The sequence below is a fragment of the Streptococcus suis genome, assembly GCF_002960445.1.
Classification (GTDB): domain Bacteria; phylum Bacillota; class Bacilli; order Lactobacillales; family Streptococcaceae; genus Streptococcus; species Streptococcus hyiners.
On record NZ_POJD01000142.1, the window covers coordinates 448,119 to 466,359 of the forward strand.

General features: G+C 42.6%; 19 protein-coding genes. All 19 read right to left on the reverse strand.

Annotated elements, in window-relative coordinates; genetic code table 11:
- A complete protein-coding gene (locus C1G53_RS06030; RefSeq protein WP_105118065.1) occupies positions 1 to 621 on the reverse strand; it encodes a bifunctional 4-hydroxy-2-oxoglutarate aldolase/2-dehydro-3-deoxy-phosphogluconate aldolase in 621 nt (206 codons plus the stop codon).
- Positions 622 to 742: 121 nt separating this feature from the next.
- A complete protein-coding gene (locus C1G53_RS06035) occupies positions 743 to 1,459 on the reverse strand; it encodes a FadR/GntR family transcriptional regulator (RefSeq protein ID WP_105118066.1) in 717 nt (238 codons plus the stop codon).
- A 45-nt stretch (positions 1,460 to 1,504) separates the two neighbouring features.
- A complete protein-coding gene (gene uidA, locus C1G53_RS06040; RefSeq protein WP_105118067.1) occupies positions 1,505 to 3,304 on the reverse strand; it encodes a beta-glucuronidase in 1,800 nt (599 codons plus the stop codon).
- A 15-nt stretch (positions 3,305 to 3,319) separates the two neighbouring features.
- Positions 3,320 to 4,348, reverse strand: a complete 1,029-nt coding sequence (locus C1G53_RS06045; RefSeq protein ID WP_105118068.1) for a sugar kinase — start codon at positions 4,346 to 4,348, stop codon at positions 3,320 to 3,322.
- 55 nt (positions 4,349 to 4,403) lie between these two features.
- Positions 4,404 to 5,957 (reverse strand): MFS transporter, encoded by a 1,554-nt coding sequence (locus C1G53_RS06050; protein ID WP_105118069.1) that lies wholly within the window; start codon positions 5,955 to 5,957, stop codon positions 4,404 to 4,406.
- A 192-nt stretch (positions 5,958 to 6,149) separates the two neighbouring features.
- Positions 6,150 to 6,986, reverse strand: coding sequence for a DNA/RNA non-specific endonuclease (locus C1G53_RS06055; RefSeq protein WP_105118070.1), 837 nt, complete (start codon positions 6,984 to 6,986; stop codon positions 6,150 to 6,152).
- 28 nt (positions 6,987 to 7,014) lie between these two features.
- The gene (locus C1G53_RS06060; RefSeq protein WP_105118071.1) at positions 7,015 to 7,206 is read right to left on the reverse strand and encodes a DNA-directed RNA polymerase subunit beta; all 192 of its coding nucleotides are present in this window, start codon (positions 7,204 to 7,206) and stop codon (positions 7,015 to 7,017) included.
- Positions 7,199 to 8,482, reverse strand: a complete 1,284-nt coding sequence (gene murA, locus C1G53_RS06065; protein WP_105118072.1) for a UDP-N-acetylglucosamine 1-carboxyvinyltransferase — start codon at positions 8,480 to 8,482, stop codon at positions 7,199 to 7,201. Before murA ends, C1G53_RS06060 begins: the two co-directional genes overlap by 8 nt.
- Before the next feature lie 19 nt (positions 8,483 to 8,501).
- Positions 8,502 to 8,723: a DUF1146 family protein gene (locus C1G53_RS06070; protein ID WP_419579744.1), complete on the reverse strand. Its 222-nt coding sequence runs from the start codon at positions 8,721 to 8,723 to the stop codon at positions 8,502 to 8,504.
- Between the two features lie 70 nt (positions 8,724 to 8,793).
- A complete protein-coding gene (locus C1G53_RS06075) occupies positions 8,794 to 9,210 on the reverse strand; it encodes a F0F1 ATP synthase subunit epsilon (protein ID WP_105106449.1) in 417 nt (138 codons plus the stop codon).
- Positions 9,211 to 9,220: 10 nt separating this feature from the next.
- On the reverse strand, positions 9,221 to 10,627 hold the full coding sequence (gene atpD / locus C1G53_RS06080; RefSeq protein WP_105118073.1) for a F0F1 ATP synthase subunit beta: 1,407 nt from the start codon (positions 10,625 to 10,627) through the stop codon (positions 9,221 to 9,223).
- 19 nt (positions 10,628 to 10,646) lie between these two features.
- Entirely contained in the window at positions 10,647 to 11,525 is an 879-nt protein-coding gene (locus tag C1G53_RS06085) for a F0F1 ATP synthase subunit gamma (protein WP_099871598.1), read from the reverse strand.
- An 11-nt stretch (positions 11,526 to 11,536) separates the two neighbouring features.
- Positions 11,537 to 13,057 carry a F0F1 ATP synthase subunit alpha gene (gene atpA, locus C1G53_RS06090; protein WP_161941382.1) on the reverse strand — a complete coding sequence of 507 codons (1,521 nt, stop codon included), beginning with the start codon at positions 13,055 to 13,057 and terminating at the stop codon, positions 11,537 to 11,539.
- Between the two features lie 3 nt (positions 13,058 to 13,060).
- Complete coding sequence (locus tag C1G53_RS06095; protein ID WP_105118075.1) at positions 13,061 to 13,594, reverse strand: F0F1 ATP synthase subunit delta; 534 nt, start codon at positions 13,592 to 13,594, stop codon at positions 13,061 to 13,063.
- Entirely contained in the window at positions 13,595 to 14,101 is a 507-nt protein-coding gene (gene atpF / locus C1G53_RS06100) for a F0F1 ATP synthase subunit B (protein WP_105118076.1), read from the reverse strand.
- A 17-nt stretch (positions 14,102 to 14,118) separates the two neighbouring features.
- Positions 14,119 to 14,835: a F0F1 ATP synthase subunit A gene (atpB, locus tag C1G53_RS06105; RefSeq protein ID WP_105118077.1), complete on the reverse strand. Its 717-nt coding sequence runs from the start codon at positions 14,833 to 14,835 to the stop codon at positions 14,119 to 14,121.
- 36 nt (positions 14,836 to 14,871) lie between these two features.
- Positions 14,872 to 15,072 carry a F0F1 ATP synthase subunit C gene (locus C1G53_RS06110; RefSeq protein WP_105109681.1) on the reverse strand — a complete coding sequence of 67 codons (201 nt, stop codon included), beginning with the start codon at positions 15,070 to 15,072 and terminating at the stop codon, positions 14,872 to 14,874.
- Positions 15,073 to 15,211: 139 nt separating this feature from the next.
- Entirely contained in the window at positions 15,212 to 16,252 is a 1,041-nt protein-coding gene (locus C1G53_RS06115) for a diacylglycerol kinase family lipid kinase (RefSeq protein WP_105118078.1), read from the reverse strand.
- Between the two features lie 10 nt (positions 16,253 to 16,262).
- On the reverse strand, positions 16,263 to 18,221 hold the full coding sequence (gene ligA, locus C1G53_RS06120; RefSeq protein ID WP_105118079.1) for an NAD-dependent DNA ligase LigA: 1,959 nt from the start codon (positions 18,219 to 18,221) through the stop codon (positions 16,263 to 16,265).
- Positions 18,222 to 18,241 lie beyond the last annotated feature (20 nt).

Genomic DNA, 18,241 nt, shown 5'->3' on the forward strand with positions numbered 1-18,241 from the left:
TCATCCCTCCAAAGCTGCAACAAAACTGCGAGCAATCGTCGTTACACTTTCATAGCCTTCAGCCTGTACTCGACTTGCCAAAGCCGAACCGACTCCAACAGCACAAGCACCGGCTTTTTTCCAATCTGCAACATTTTCAACCGATACGCCACCTGAAGGCATCAAATCCACTTGGGGCACAGGTCCGTGAATATCCTTGATAAATCCAGGCCCCAACACGCCACCAGGAAAAAGCTTGATAATAGGACATCCCGCCTGACTGGCTGTGACAATCTCTGTTGCAGTTGCACAGCCTGGGAAATAGAGCACTCCAACCTTTTTCGCCAAGTCTTGAATTTCTCTATCAAAATGAGGACTAACCAGAAAACTAGCGCCTGCGTCCATAGCCGTTTGTGCGAGAGATACATTCATTACTGTTCCCGCTCCGATAACTACGGAAGAATCATCTGAGAACTCTTCCTGTAATTCTTTGATAACTGTCGCTGCATTTGGAGTCGAAAATGTAATTTCAATATTTCGAATACCTCCCAAAATCGCATGGCGAGCGATTTCTTTCGCATCTTCTTCATCTTTTCCGCGAATCACTGCGAAAAAGTAATTTTCTTTTAATTGCTTTAACATCTTGACCTCCAATTAGAAAGCGTTGTCATTTATAGATATAGTATATAATTCATCAGATGATTTGTCAAGGAAAATGCAAAAAATACCCAGAAAATTATTCTGGGCAGTATATTTTTTATTTCTATTTATGATCATTGAGACCATGCATGGTCATATCTTTATCGAACCATTCGCTTAATACAACCTGTCTTACTGCTATAATATGTGCTAGCATGCTATCATAGGCCGCAACAGGATGGCGTTGCTTGATAGCCATTAAGATATTCCTGTGGGCCTGTAAACTATCCGATTTCATCTGACGATTTGAATAATTTTCATTGATCAGATGAATAGATTGATTAATGACAGGCATGAGACTTGTCATAGCCAGATTCCCACTCATCTCAGCTAACATACAGTGGAATTGTACATCCAATTCCAGATGCTTTGAATCTCCAGCAGCTACCGCCTCTTCAATAGCAAGGACAATTTCTTCTAGTCGAGCAATATCTTCATCCGAAGCAAACTGTGCAACACGCTCCGCAATTCTCGGTTCAAGCAAATACCGCACTTCAAACAAATCTGTCGTCAACTTCACACGGTCTCTGACCAAAGAAAAACCTAAAGGATCCTCAGATACTCCTTTTTTGGAACTGATGTAAGTTCCTGACCCTTGGCGTACCTCCAGAATATTTCGAGTAGCCAAACTCCGAACAGCTTCACGAACAGTCGAACGTCCAACTTCTAAATCTTGGGCCAATTCATACTCATTTGGAAGCTTGTCTCCAACTTTATATCCTCTTTCCAAAATCAATTCCAATAAGCGTTCTGATGCTTTTTCTACCAAGGGTTTCGCCATGTGCTTGGTCCTCCATTACAACTTTCTATTTGCTACTATTATAGCCTATTTCTTCTTATAATGGTAGTTTGGAATGGCAGTCCAACGTTTCTTAATTTCTCTTACAATTTGCTTGGGTTGTCGATTTCTCGAGAACAATCCTTTGTGATTTCCTTGAATGCGAATGATACCAACTGTAGTTTCAAAATCAGCAAAATTCCAGACTTGTTCACCCACTAAATTCGGAATAGTGTCAAAGACTCGATGGTTCATATCGTAGTAATCCACCTGAAATTCTTCCGTATAAGGAATATCCCACATCGAATGTAGGCCCGGCAAGGTGTCTGCACCATATTCTGTAATCAAAATCGGCTTGTCAGGGTAAAGTTTTTGCCAGGTCTCTAATTCCTTACCAAGTCCCTTCTCCGCCGTCTTCAAGTCACCATGAGCAACATACCAGCCATAATAACGATTGAGACAGATAACATCGACCAAATCCATAACCTCATCCTTATCAGGTGTTGCCGTCATAATATTGACCAAGGTCACAGGACGCTTAGAAGGATCTCTGTCCCTCATGCGCTGAATCAAGGGTTCAAAGTAAGCACGCGCACCTTTTTCATGCCCTGCCGGCTCATTGGCGACGACCCACATCACTACGGAAGGATGATTCTTATCACGTGCTATCAATTCATCAATCACCAGCTCATGAGCCTCCTTGGTTTGCATAACTTCCCAAGTATTTTTTACTTCTTCAGAATCACCTGTCAAATTCAAGGCTGCATTGAAAAGTTGGAATAGACCAACCGCTGGCACTTCGTCAAGGACGACAATTCCCAAACGATCTGCTAGCCGCATCATTTCCTCAGAATAGGGATAATGGGAGGTCCTAAAGGAATTAGCACCAATATCTTTCAGTAAATTCAAATCCATCAGATTGGCTGCTTCATTGAAACCACGACCATTGATGAAGGTATCTTCATGTTTACCAAATCCCTTGAAATAGAAAGGTTTTCCGTTGATGAAAAATTGCCCATTTTCAACCGCAACACTACGAATACCAAATTGTTCTGAGTAGGTATCGAGCAAGTTTTCTCCGTCAACTAATTCAACTTTAGCAGTATAGAGATAGGCATCCAAGACCTCCCAAAGGCGTGGATGTTCAATGACCATTTGTCCATTTTCAAGAAGGCCTACTTCCTGTCCCTCTTGATCTAAAATAGACATACGGATGGAATCGTACTGCCCAACTGCCTTCACATCAACCTTTACCACTGCCTGAGTCAAATCTTGATTTAGCTCCGTCCGAATAACAATATCCTCAATTCTATTTTTGGGACGTTTATAGAGATGAACCGTCCGCTGAATACCAGCATAGTTGAAAAAGTCAAAATTTTCCTTGACGGTCTTCACAATTTGACCATTCTCATCCACTTCTTCGCTATAATTCCCTACAGGGAGAGTGGTGTAATTCAACTCATTATTGGCACAGACTGTCAAACGGAATTGATCAGCATCGTATAAGTCTGATGGAACCAAGCATTCAAAAGGGGTAAAACCACCCTTGTGCTCCCCGATTAACTGACCATCTGCATAAACTTTTGCCTGATGTGTCACCGAACCAAAGCGCACAACCAACTCTTCATCATCAGCTACTACTGGAAGAGCTACCATCAGTTCATACCAATTATCTCCGACAAAACGACGTTTGTCCTTATCAACAACAAGATCATTAAATGAACTTGGTACAACCATTACATCATCTGTATCTAACAGAGTATGAGCATCATTTTGTCCTTGCTTAAATTTCCATATTCCATTTAAAGAATAGACTGAGCGTGTTTTTGTTTGGATTGGATACAACATACTTTTTCCTTCTTTCTATCGTTTTATTTCACGTGACCCTTTTTTCAATAGCAAATCAATATCTGATTGACTGATGACATTAATGTCCCCTTCAATGGTATGTTTGAATTGAAAACTAGCCATCCCCAAGTCGACTATTTCTTGTGGCGTTTTTTCCTGCAAATAGCCCAAAATAATTCCTGCTGTAAAGGCATCCCCTGTCCCAACTCGGTCCAAAACTTGAATGGATTCTTTTTCCGTTTCATATAGAATACCATCTTGATACAAGTATGCCTTCAACAAATATTCATTATTGTAGGTCATTTCCCTCTGGGTAAAAGCAAGACCCTGCAAAGAATAGTTCTCTGCTAAACCTTTAACAACCTTCAGCAAGGTATCCTTATCTTCATAAGGACGTTCTAGCCCCAATTCATCCTTCAGATCTTTTCCAGATTCATTTAAAAGTTGAATAGGCTCTAGGCCAAAGCAGATATCCGCCAATTGCACAAAGGGAGATAGTTTTTCCCTCGCTTCTTCAAAAGAAGACCACAAACTTTCGCGATAATTCAAGTCAAAGGAAACCTTGACACCCTGCGCCTTTGCTATCTCCATTAAGCGAAAAGCTAGGCGATAAATATCTGGATTCAAAGCGACCGTTATACCACTGACATGAAACCAATCGACACCGTCAAACATGCCTTCCAAATCATAATCTTCTTCCTTGGATAAGCTGAAAGCAGAATAATCACGGTCGTAGGTCACCTGGCTAGGTCTCAGAGAGAAACCCTTTTGATAATAATAAAGCCCCAGCCTTCCCTCTTTTCGAATCACATATTTCTGTCCAATCTGCCGTGCAAAGAGAAAGTGTTCTGCCATTTTTCCTACTTCATTCTTAGGCAGTGCCGTCACCAACTCGACTGAGTGACCAAGCTGAGCTAAGCTGGCTAAAACATTCAACTCCGAACCACCAAACTGACAATCTAAACTCGTGGCCTGTGTTAAGGTCTGATAATGGGGAGGAGATAGCCGCAATAAAACTTCTCCAAATGCTAAAATTTTCTTCATACCGCCTCCTAGATGAAAGACCCAGCTGGAAGCCTCCAACTAGGTCGTTAATGTATTATTTATCGTCGTATTGATCAACCTTATATTGAGTTACATCAACATAATCCATATCAGATAATGGAACATTTTTCGCAATCGCACGCACACGTTCTTCATCTTTTGCCGCTTTCATAACATGGATTTTCTCTTGAATACGAGCCATTTCTTCACGGTCTAGTTTGTAGAATTTCATCAAGAACAAGGATAGGCTCAAAACCACTGCTGGAATCACTGTCAATAGGACAATCAATGCCATTCTCAAATCTGTAGAGAAGGCCGTTTCAACAGTTGGGTATTCTTTGCCAAAGCCAATAGCTGCTAATACAAAACCAACAACCATTGGGGCAAATGAAGAAGCAATTGAGTCTGTCAATGAGAAGATAGTCCCAATCATACCTGACAAGTAACGACCAGATACTGATGTTTCATAGTCTGTAATATCCGCACCCATGGTCAATACCAAACCAGATGGAGCACTAGATGCGTAGCGAGCAATGATATAAACAACAAAGAAACCGATTGTGTAGAGATTCCAATTTGACAAGTCTAACATCCCTGGTTTAGCAGAAAGAAGCATAACTGCTAGAATGATGAGACCTGTAATACCTAATTGCAGTGCGGTTACATATGCAAAACGTAAACCTTTACGGCGAGCTAACTGAGCTGCTCCAACTGTTACTAGAATACCAGGTAAAATCAAAAGCATAGACATCTTTCCTGAAAGGGCATAATCACCAAAGATGATACCATACAGCATAACCCCAATAACAGAGTCGCCGAAAAGCTGTGCAACAAATTTTACAAAAGCTGCAGAGATTGAAAGAACCTGCAAAGGTTTGTTTCCTTTGATAACTTTCCAGTAGTCTTTCAACTTCGTTTCTTGCGTCTTCTCACCAAGACCAAAGTATTTCTTATTGTCTTTCTCCCAAATACCGATAATAGCAAGAATACCTAGAACAGCTGAAATAATGACTACACCAAGGAATAACTCTTGGAAGAATCCTGGGGTAAACCCACCATGTTTCGGAACCAAGGTTCCTGACACGACCACTTGGCTACCAGTCATTAAGATAGTTGTCGCAATACCATCAACAATGTTAAAAATCGGACGTTGCTTTGGATCATTAGTAAGGGCAACCTGACCAGCCTTTGTAATAGTTTGTTGTAATGAATAGCCAATTTTATGGATAATTAAAACAACTAGGAATAAAGGTAGACGCAAACTTTCACTAACACCACTCAATCCTAACATCATAAAGAGTGAAGCCGCAGTGATGATATTCCCCAAGACTAAGATTGGACGATACTTACCAAACTTAGTATCAGTCTTGTCAATGAGAACACCAATTGATGGATCAATAAATCCATCGAAGATACGAATATATCCCATGAGCTGACTAACAAATAGCGCTGCTAAACCAAGTACCCCTGTCGATAAATAAGTCACAAAAGTGAAGGCAACTAAGTAGATATTGGTCGACGAATTATTCATCGCAAACAATATAATTTGCCATAACTTGGCTTTGTTATAAGTAACGTCTTCGACACGTTGCTCAACATGTTTTTCCATTGGAAAGTCCTCCTAAATTTTTCTACGATAAAATCGTAAGCGTTTTCTTTAAGTATATTTTAATATTCATCTGATGATTTGTCAATTGTTTTTGTAAAAAAATTTAATTTTTATTAAAAAAAGACGATTTTAAGTAAAAATCGTCTGATATATTGCATTTTTGAAATATTAAATCATCTGAGAACTTATACACTAGTTAGCGTGAATCTCTCCACTATGATAATTAATACTCAAGCCACTCTGTACATTGGGAACAAATACATTAAACTCTAAGCTTCCATCGGATGATTTGGCTTCCAGATGGCTTCCGACTGGAATTAGGTCATCATTTTCTGCATAGACCAAGGTGACACGGTAGCGTACCCGCTTGTTCTTGTCTAGTGCTTTTCGTACCAAGGTTTCAAAGTAATTCTGCCCTGTCGAGGTAGGGTCGTTGGCTTGGTTGGACCAGGCTGTCTGAACTGCGATGTTCTTAGGATTGCTAGTTGACGCATCAAAACCAGAAAGTCCGCCAATTAAAGCATAACCTAGGAGGTGTCCACGGTCCACGGCATGGTCATATTCACCTGGCAAATCATGAATTTGGTGCCAGCCAGCAGGTGTCCAAGATGTCCGACCATTACCAGTTGCCTCACGGTCCTTGTACTGCCTTGTCGACTTTGCTAGAAGAGCATTAGCGACTGTTGGTACCGTCTCTCCCTGTACAGTCTTTGTCTTGTTGTCACCATAAGGTGTGCTGGCTACAGAAGCATCCAAATCCGTCTTATTTCCATTGATAAGAAAAGCACCTGCCCCATTCCAGTCAATCGAGTTCCCAAGTTGTTTTTTGACACTCTCCGTTAATACAGAGCTAGCCAATTCCTGACTAGGTGTAGCCTCACTTGCCTGCGATTGATTCACATAGTAGGAATAACTGGCTGTATTATTGCTACTCGAATTATTTAAAAAATAGCCTCCGCCTACTACAACAATAGTAGCTAACAAACTAAGCAGGCTCATGGCCTGTTTTTTTACATTTTTCTTTGACATATTTCTCCCATCAAAAAAGCAGGTTTCCCTACTTTCCTGTAAATTTATTGATTAAATCCTGCCACTTGGCTGGAGAGAGGATAGCCAATAGATTATCCCCATCACCAATGACACCATAGCCAACCATTAGTCCTAATGCAAAAACAATTAGTGCTAAAAGTGCCACGATGGCCACAAGAAGCAGATTTTTTCCAACATAGTTAAGATTTTCCTTATCCATTTTCAACTTCTCCACTTACACGTTTAATATCTGCCCCTAAGCCAGCTAACTTCTCATGGAATTGATAATAGCCTCGGTCCAAATGCGTCAACTTACCAACAGTGGTTTCACCTTCAGCGACCAAACCAGCCAAAATCAAGGCTGCACTAGCTCGCAAGTCCGTTGACATAACTTGAGCACCCTGTAAAGCTTGCCCACCTGTAATGATAGCGGTATCTCGTAAAATTTCCGAATGCAAGTCCATTCGACGCATTTCTTCTAAATGCTGGAAACGATTTTCGAATACCGTTTCAATCATAGTTGACTCGCCCTTTGCAACAGCCATAAGAGCTGTAAATTGAGCCTGCATATCCGTTGGGAAGCCTGGGTGTGGTAAGGTTTTTACTGTTACAGGTTTGAGCTTGTCCACTTGCGAACGAACTCGGATGCCTTCAGCTTCTTCCGTCACTTCAACTCCCATTTCCAACATCTTAGAGATAAGTGGACGGTTGTGTTCCCAAACGGCATCCTTGACTAAGACATCACCACCAGTCATGGCCGCAGCCACCATAAAGGTCCCTGCTTCGATGCGGTCTTGGACAACTTGGTGTTCTGCTCCATATAGTTGGTCCACACCAGTAATGGTAATGGTTTCTGTTCCTGCTCCCTTGACATTTGCCCCCATTTTGTTAAGGAAAATAGCCAGGTCAACGATTTCTGGTTCCCGCGCAGCATTTTCCAAAACAGTCGTACCTTGGGCAAGGGTTGCAGCCATCATTAAGTTTTGAGTTGCCCCTACACTTGGGAAGTCCAGATAGATATGGGCGCCCTGCAACTTCTCAGCACTTGCCTCAATGTAGCCAGCACGTTGCTTAATCTTAGCACCGAGGGCTTGGAGCCCTTTCAAATGCAAATCAATAGGACGGCTACCGATGGTACAACCACCTGGCATAGAAACCTTGGCATAGCCATTCCGAGCCAAGATTGGACCAAGAATAACAATAGAAGCCCGCATCTGACTAACATATTTATATGGAGTTTCGTTACCCAGTCGACCAGTCGCATCAATGTCAATGGTCTTGGTTTCTTCATCAAATTTAACTCGAACCCCCAAACCACGAACCACATTGTTCATGGTATAAACATCAGAAAGAATTGGTACCTGAGTTAATTTGGTTTGTCCTTGACTTGCTAGGACAGTCGCTGCCAGCAAGGGCAGAACAGCATTCTTAGCCCCTTCAATTTCCACCTGACCCTTCAAGCCAGTTTTACTACCTTTTACAATAATTGTATCCATATACTACTCTTTTCTATTATTATCTATTAGCAAATGAACGCCCGACCACCAATAATTCTAAAAAGAAGTTGGAAACTAGGTAGCCTAGAGCGATTGCTAGAAATAAAATTAGTAGGTTGATTTTCCGCTGATTATCACCTGTTACTTTTAGCCACCGTGACCAGTCAACTGTTGTCACCAATAGATGATGGGCCAGATAGATAAACAGTATGTGACTAAAAAACTGTAAGATTGAAATCATCATATTTCCATTATACCATGAAATGAAAAAATGAGATTGAACCAAGTCCAATCCCATCTCCTTTATTGTGTTAATGTTTACCAACTCGAATACGGTTAATGGCACGTTGGAGAGCAACTGTGGCACGTTTTTCCAAATCGGCATTGTGGGCGTTGTGAGCCTCTTCAAGCTCTCTTTCTGCTCGCAATTTAGCCCGTTCTGCACGGCTAATATCGATATCACGTTCACGCTCTGCCGAGTCCGAAATCACCGTAATCATATTCTTATTGATTTCAATGATGCCACCGTTAACAGCTATCCAGTCCACATGGTTTTCATCATCAACACGGCGGACCTTCATTTCATCAATTTCCAAAACGGCAATCAATTCCTCATGTCCGGGATAAATCCCCATCTCTCCTTCAACTGTCTTAACCAAGACAAAAGCGGCATGATGGTCATACTTCATTCCATCTGGTGTCACAATTTGAACAGTCATTTGTTCCATAAGCCACCTCTTAGAATCTCATTTTTGCAGCTTTTGCGACTACATCCTCAATCGAACCAACATTTCGGAAGGCATCTTCTGGCAGATGATCATGTTTACCATCCAAGATTTCCTTAAAGCCTTTTACCGTTTCAGCTACTGGCACATAGGAACCTGGCATACCTGTAAATTGCTCTGCAACGTTGAAGTTTTGAGACAGGAAGAATTGGATCCGACGGGCACGACCAACCAAGGTCTTCTCTTCATCAGACAATTCATCCATACCCAGGATGGCAATAATATCTTGCAATTCTTGGTAACGTTGAAGAACACGTTTTACTTCCATGGCTACTGCATAGTGCTCTTCACCAACGATTTGTGGAGAAAGGGCACGAGATGAGGACGCCAATGGATCCACCGCAGGGTAGATACCAAGCTGGGTCAACTTACGCTCCAAGTTGGTCGTAGAATCCAAGTGAGCGAAAGCTGTCGCTGGGGCAGGGTCAGTATAGTCATCCGCAGGCACGTAAATAGCCTGAATGGATGTAACCGAACCCTTCTTGGTTGAGGTAATCCGCTCCTGTAATTGACCCATCTCCGTCGCAAGTGTTGGTTGGTAACCAACGGCTGACGGCATACGCCCCAAGAGGGCAGATACTTCTGAACCAGCCTGAGTGAAACGGAAGATGTTATCGATGAACAGAAGAACATCCTGTCCTTCCACATCACGGAAGTATTCCGCAATGGTCAAACCTGTCAGAGCAACCCGCATACGAGCACCTGGTGGCTCATTCATCTGACCAAATACCATGGCTGTTTTTTCAATAACGCCCGATTCTTTCATTTCCCAATACAAGTCGTTTCCTTCACGGGTACGCTCGCCAACTCCAGTAAATACAGAGATACCACCGTGTTCTTGGGCAATATTGTGAATCAGTTCTTGGATAAGAACGGTTTTACCAACACCGGCACCACCGAAGAGACCAACCTTACCACCTTTTAGATAAGGAGCTAGGAGGTCGATAACCTTGATCCCTGTTTCCAAAATTTCGCTTGAAGTAGACAATTCGTCAAAAGCGGGTGCTTTCTTATGAATTGGCTCGCGTTCAAAATCAGCAGGGAATGGCTCATCAAGGTCAATGGTCTCTCCCAAAACATTGAAGACACGACCTAAGGTTTCCTTACCAACTGGAACAGAGATAGGACGACCTGTGTCAAGGACTTCCATGCCACGAGTCAATCCATCAGTTGATTCCATAGCAATGGTCCGTACGACGCCGTCACCAAGCTCCAAAGCAACTTCAAGCACAACTTTTTGCTTGGAATCATCATTTTTATATACAACGAGTGCGTTGTTAATCTCAGGAAGTTTATCTTCTGCTGCAAACGCAACGTCTACAACTGGTCCGACAACCTGAGTAATTTTGCCTGAACTCATTCTATTTCCTCTATTTCTATTACTCAAGGGCAGAGGCACCTGCTACAATCTCAGTGATTTCCTGAGTGATAGCAGCCTGACGGGCCCTATTGTATTGAATTGTCAAATCATTGATGACATTCTTAGCATTATCTGTTGCTGTCTGCATAGCTGTCATCCCAGCTGCATTTTCAGCAGTTTTGGCATCCAAAATCGCTCCGTAAATAGTTGACTCAGCATACTGCGTCAAGAGTTGCTCCAGAATCACTTCACGGTTTGGCTCCAATTCAAAAGTGGCAGTGTAACCATCCGCTTCATTATGGTCCAAATCTTCTACAGGAAGCATCTGTTGCACACGAACCTGACTGGTCAAGCTATTGACATGATGATTATAACAGACATACAACTCATCAAAGAGTTCATTCTTATACATTTCAACAGACTTGGAAATGATTTTTTGAACCTCTTCAAAGCTTGGATTATCTGCTAATCCGCGCAATTCAAAGACAGGATTGATACCACGCGCACGGAAGAAATCAGCTCCCATACTACCAATGGCAATAATCTCGAACTCATCTTTCGAGTCATGGTCTTGTTCAATCATGCCCATGACAGCTTTCAAAATGCTGGAATTATAAGAACCCTTTAATCCACTATCCGATGTAATGACAATATAACCCGATTTTTGAACTGGACGACGGATGAGCATTGGATTGCTAGTGTCAGAAGCCATCAATTCTCCACGCAAGAGGTCCGTTGTAATCTGACGAACCTTGCTAGCATAGATTTGAAACGATTGTGCTAATTGCTCTGATTTGGCTAATTTAGAAGCCGAAACCATCTGCATGGCACCGGTGATTTGACTGGTTTTCTTAGTTGATGCAATTTTTGACTTGATTTCATTGAGAGAACCTGCCATCATTCACTCCTTTACTTAAAGACAGATTGGTCTTTGAAGGCTTGAATTGCAGCATTCAACTCATCTGTATCAGGTAGGTCTTTGGTTGTACGAATGACATCCAAAAGATTGTCAAAATGCAAATCAAAATAAGCATACAACTCTTCTTCAAATGCCAAAATATCATCAATCGGCACTGAATCAAGATAGCCATTTGTCAATGCATATAAAATCAAAACTTGTTTTTCAACTGGAAGTGGCTTATGCAATGGCTGTTTCAAGACTTCCACAGTTCGACGACCGCGGTTGAGTTTGGCCTGGGTTGCCGCATCCAAATCCGAACCGAATTGTGTAAAGGCCTCTAATTCACGATAAGATGCCAAGTCGATACGAAGGGTGCCAGCCACCTTCTTCATAGCTTTAATTTGAGCTGAACCACCAACACGAGATACAGAAGAACCTGCATCAATGGCTGGACGGATACCTGAGTTAAACAAGTCATCCTTCAAGAAGATTTGTCCGTCTGTAATCGAAATAACGTTGGTCGCGATGTAGGCTGAAATATCACCTGCCTGTGTTTCGATAAATGGCAGAGCTGTAATAGAACCGCCACCTAATTCATCAGAAACCTTGGCTGAACGCTCCAGCAAACGGCTATGCAAGTAGAAAACATCCCCTGGATAGGCTTCACGACCTGGAGGACGACGAAGCAAGAGGGACAATTCACGGTAAGCTACCGCCTGTTTTGACAAATCATCATAAACAATCAAGACGTGCTTGCCTTCATACATGAACTCTTCTGCCATGGCAACACCCGCATACGGAGCCAAGAATAGCAATGGTGACGGCTGTGATGCAGATGCAGTTACAACGATAGTGTAATCCAAGGCACCAAACTGACGAAGGGTTTCCACCTGGGTACGAACCGTTGATTCTTTCTGACCAATGGCAACATAGATACAAATCATATCTTTGCCTTTTTGGTTAAGAATGGCATCGATAGCGACAGATGTCTTACCTGTCTGACGGTCCCCGATAATCAATTCACGCTGACCTCGACCAATTGGAACCAAAGCATCAATAGCCTTAAGACCAGTTTGCAACGGCTCATTTACTGATTTTCGTTGCATAACACCTGGCGCTGGGTACTCGATCGGACGGGTTTTAGTCGTACGAATGTCACCAAGACCATCCACTGGTTGCCCAAGTGGATTGATGACACGACCAATCAAGGCTGAGCCAACTGGCACTTCCATGATTTTACCAGTCCGACGAACAACAGAACCCTCACGGATATCTGTAAATTCACCCAGAATGATGATACCAACATCGTTGGTTTCTAAGTTTTGGGCCATACCAATGGTGCCATTTTCAAATACCAAAAGCTCTCCACTCATGGCATTGTCAAGACCTTGCGCACGGGCGATACCGTCACCAATGTAGGTTACGACACCAGTTTCTGTATAGTCAAAGTCAGGCTGAAAGCCTTCAATTTGTTGTTTTAGTAAAGCGCTAATTTCTTGTGCATTTATCAAAAGAACACCACTTTCTATTTTCTAAAGTTTTTTTCTAATATCCTTCAATTGTGTTCGAACACTTGCATCGATTACCTTGTGGTTAACACTCACAATGAAACCACCGAGTAGACTTTGGTCTAATTCTTCGATGATAGTACGTACACGTAAGGAGAATCGTTCTTCCACTAACTGACGTAGTCGGTCTTTTTGCACCTCAGTCAAAGGATAAACAGAAACCACATGGGCTTCAAATTCATTTTTAAATTTACTAATCTGTAAACGGACACGCTCTAGTGTTTCCAGTAGCAAGTCTGCATGCCCATCACGAATAATATCCTCAATCAAATCATTGATTTGCCAGAAACTTGATTGGCGAACGGTTCGTACGAATGCAGCTTTTTCCTCTCTTGATACCGTAGCAGACAACAAAAGACGATTAAGTTTGCTATCATGGATAATCGTAATCAATTCAGAAAGCTGGTCATACATTTCCCAAATTTCTGCATGATCACTGACTTTTTCAACAAATGATAGAGCGTATTTTTGCACAAGGGCATTTTCTCTAGCGTTCATCTACTTTTCTCCCAGCTTATCCAAATAACGATCAATCAAATTGCTGTGGGCTGCCTGGTCTAGGTCTTCTAAAATGATTTTACCTGCCAAATCAACTGCCAACTCAGCCACTTGAATACGCAGGTTTTCCTGAGCTTCACGTTTTTCAGCTTCGATTTCCATCTGCGCTTTTTGTTTCAAGCCTTGGATTTCAACTTCTGCCTGTTCAAGAAGACGTTTTTTCTCTAGTTTCGCTCGCTCAATAGCGTCTTGAATGATTTTTTGTCCTTCAACACGACCTTGAACCAATTCCTGTTCCCGTTGTTGAACCAGGTTTGAAGCTGCAGTTAATTTTTCTTCTGCCGCATCAATATCATTGGCAATCTTATTGGCACGTTCTTCAAAAATACCTGTAATTCGGTCCCAAGCGAATACACGAATAAGGATAATCAATATCGCAAAAGAAGCCGTTACGAGAATAAAGTTTCCAAGAACAGTGCTAGATTGCATTGCTAAAATTGTTGCCATATTTTTCTTTCCCTTTCTTACTCACCATGACCGTGGATTTTTTTGTTCAAGTACATGGATACCAGCATGACAAATACATAGCCTTGCAAACATGAAATGAAGACAGAGAAGCCTGTCCAGACAATGTTTAGTGCAAATGCAACTGGATAAGCTACTGCACTTTGTTGTGATAGCTGTAAAAGAAGTGAAACCAAAACCTCACCTGCGTAAATATTACCGTACAAGCGCAAGGCAAGTGAAGCAAGGTTGGTAATTTCTTCTAAAATGTTCATCGGAGTCATTGCCAAAGGGGTCACAAAATCTTTCAGATATTGCTTAACCCCTCTACGGCGCATACCCTCGACATGACAAAAAACAGTTGCAATGGCTGCTAGTCCAAAATCGTAGGCCATGTTGGCTGTCGGAGATGTCCACAAATTATGACCTTCTGCTGTTTCCAACTTGGTCATCAAACCCAAGTTATTTGCTACCAAAAGAAAGGTGAAGACCGTGAAGAAGAACAAGGCGTACCTTTTAGCATCTTCATCTCCAAGATTTCCCTTAGTGAAATTGATGGTCAATTCGTACACGTACTCCAAAACATTCTGTTTTCCTTTTGGCTTCAGTTCCATTCGGCGACTAGCCCAAAAAACAAGTAAGAAAATAACGGAAATGGTTATGATAGAAACCAATACCATGGTCAGGTCAAAGGTTACGGGACCAAGGGTAAGGGTTGGACTTAAATGTTCTTCCAATGGAGGTTCCCCCCTTTTCTATTTCTCTATTTTCTACTATTTCAAGACAAACATCATAGCCAAGGTTACGAAGAACGTTCCCTCGATAAAGGCAACACCCAAGAATACACCAGCCATTAACTTGCTTTGCATTTCTGGTTGACGTGCAGTCGAACTAAGGTAAGAAGCTACCAACAGTCCTTCACCAATACTTACACCAAGACAGGCCAAACCTAAAGCCAATGCGCCTAAATTCATAACGAATTCTCCTTTTAAAATTTAATACCATGTAAGGATACTCCTAAAACATCTATTTGTCAAGAAAATACCGCCTTTGGAAGCGTTTAATTCGCTATTGAAATAGAAAAAGAAAAGACCTGTTGTCTTTTCTTCCTATTTATATAGCAGAATGTATATGACTACTTTCTTCAATGAAACGTTTGGCCATATTTTCTCGATCGACCTGCTCCGTATCCAAAGTGATAGCCTCATCAGAAACCAGGTCCGTATCCGCAAAAAATTCAATATGATTTTGAAGATTGTACAATTCAACTGGCGCATCTCCACCAAACTCTCCATCAAGATTGAGAAGAAGGCGGCTGTCGGAACTAAGGTTTTCGATAGATAAAGACCTTGTCTTGATATACTCAATCAAATCACTCTCAATATGCTTCCCACCATCTAAAACTTGACCAATTAACTGAAGGATTTCAAACAAGTTTCCAGTCTTGACCATTATCAAGGTGAAATTACCATCATCCAATTTAGCATCTGGAACAATTTGCTCAAAACCACCAATAGAATTAGTTAAGGCGACAAATATCATGGAAATGGACCCTTCAAATACTCCCCCATCGTGCGTCACTCGTACAGGTGTAAATTGGACTTGTGGCAAAAGCTCCGCCCCCTTGACCACATAAGCCAAATAGCCAAACATGGTTTTGAGCTGACTTGGCACACTGTAGGTCAATTCTGTCAGAGTTCCTGCGGCAGCGATGTTAATGAAGTAATGTTCTTGATAAAATCCATTTTTTTCATTCTTTGCCAAGCCAATATCCATCAAAATCGTCTGGTTTTTCCCAATCAGCTTGGCTGCTTCAATCGGGTTGCCACGAGGGACCTTGAGAGCACGCGCATAGTCATTGGTCGTTCCTGTTGGAATAATAGCCATCTTTGGTCTATTTTCAAGGGGAGCAATTCCATTGACCACTTCATTGATGGTGCCATCTCCTCCTGCTGCGATGACCAGGTCAAAGCCCGCCTCCGCTGCTCTTTTCGCCTCATTTTTTGCTGAATCTTTTGCAGCGGTTGTCTGAAAAGCAGAGGTTTCATAGCCGAAACCTTCTAAAATTTCTAGTACGTCTGCCACATTCTTCTTCATGATTTCCTGACCTGAGGTAGGGTTGTAAATCAATCTTGCTCGTTTGCGTTCTTCCATATCCTATTCCCTAAAGGCTTTCTAACCAAGCCTCATCTTTTATTTCAATTCCTAACTCTTGGGCCTTGGCCAACTTGCTTCCTGCGTCAGCACCTGCGACGACTAGGTTGGTCTTCTTGGAAACGGACCCTGCTACCTTGGCACCCAAGGCTTCTAGCTTGGCTTTGGCCTCGCCCCGCTTCATCCGTTCCAACTTACCAGTTAACACGACCGTAAGTCCAGACAGGGCAGCATTTTCATCCGCTACCTGTCCCAGATAGGCTAAGTTTACGGCATTTTCCTTAAGTTCAGCTAAAAGTTGCTGGGCTCCTTGGCTGGCAAAAAAGCTGATCAGGGACTTGGCTATAACCTGACCCAAGCCTTCTAGAGAAGCAATTTCCTCCTGACTGGCTTGAGCTAGGGAGTCTAAATCACCAAAGTTTTCTAGCAAAATCTTGCTGGCCTTGCTGCCGACATGGCGAATACCCAAACCGAACAAGAGCCGTTCTGCTGAATTTCCTTTTGATGTCTGAATGGCCTGATAGAGCTTGTCAGCTGATTTTTCTTTGAAGCCTTCCAAGGTCAATAGGTCATCAACAGTTAATTTATAAATATCAGCAACATCGTGTACCAAGCCGGCTCCAAAGAGTTTTTCTACAATAGAAGATCCCAGACCTGCGATATTCATAGCATCACGGCTAGCAAAATGCTCCAACTTGCTCATCAACTGGCTTGGGCAAATGGGATTGATACAACGAAGGGCCACTTCATCTTCGTAATGCTGCAAGTCGCTCTGACAAGACGGACAGTGACTTGGAACAGGCATGACTTCCTGCTCAGACCGATACTTATCTACTACTTTCAAAACAGCGGGGATAATGTCCCCAGCCTTGTAAACAATGACCGTATCACCAATACGAATGTCTTTTTCTGCGATGTAGTCCACATTGTGCAGAGTAGCACGGCTAACAGTCGTGCCAGCTAACTGAACAGGGCTGAGATTGGCTGTGGGAGTGACGACACCTGTTCGACCAACGGTCCAGTCAACTGATAGGATTTGCGCTTCTTTCTCCTCAGCTGGAAACTTGTAGGCCACCGCCCAACGAGGGGCCTTAACAGTAAATCCTAATTCTTCTTGGATGGCTAGGTCATTGACCTTAATCACGATACCGTCGATTTCATAGGGCAAATCTTCTCGACGCTCTGCCATTTTTTCAATAAAAGCCCAAACATCGTCCATGCTGTCGGCCAACTGATAGTCGTGGTTGGTCACAAAGCCTAGACTATCCAGCTTTTCCAGTACTTGTGACTGGCTGGTCGCTTCAGACGGACTAGCCTCTTGGTAGAGGAAGGTAGCAAGACCACGCTGGGCCACAACTCCCGTATCCAGCTGGCGGAGGGTTCCTGCTGCTGCGTTTCGTGGATTGGCAAACTCTGCCTCACCTGCCTCCTGACGTTGTTGGTTGACGCGGTCAAAAGAGGCTTTGGGCATATAGCACTCGCCACGGACAGTAATATCAACTGCTTGAGGTAAAGTCAGGGGAATATCCGCCACACGCTTGAGGTTTTCGGTTATATTCTCACCGACACTGCCATCGCCACGGGTTGCTCCAACGACCAGGGTACCCGCTTCATAGGTAAGGGAAATGGACAGGCCGTCAATCTTGAGTTCGCAGATGTAGGTCGCCTGGGGAAATTCCTTGCGAACACGTTGGTCAAAGGCATCTAATTCTTCACGCGAAAAGGCATCCTGCAAGCTAAAAAGAGGATAGACATGGCTATATTTTTCAAAGCCGTCTAAAATTTTGCCACCAACGCGATGGGTTGGACTGTTGGGCAAAACCAATTCTGGATGGGCTGTTTCCAGTTCCACCAATTCTCGATAGAGTTTGTCGTATTCGGCATCAGACACGCTTGGTTTGTCTGAACGATAGTATTCGTCGGCATATTTGTTAAGTAAGTCTACTAATTCTGATATTCTTTTTTCCATAAGACAATTATACCACGACT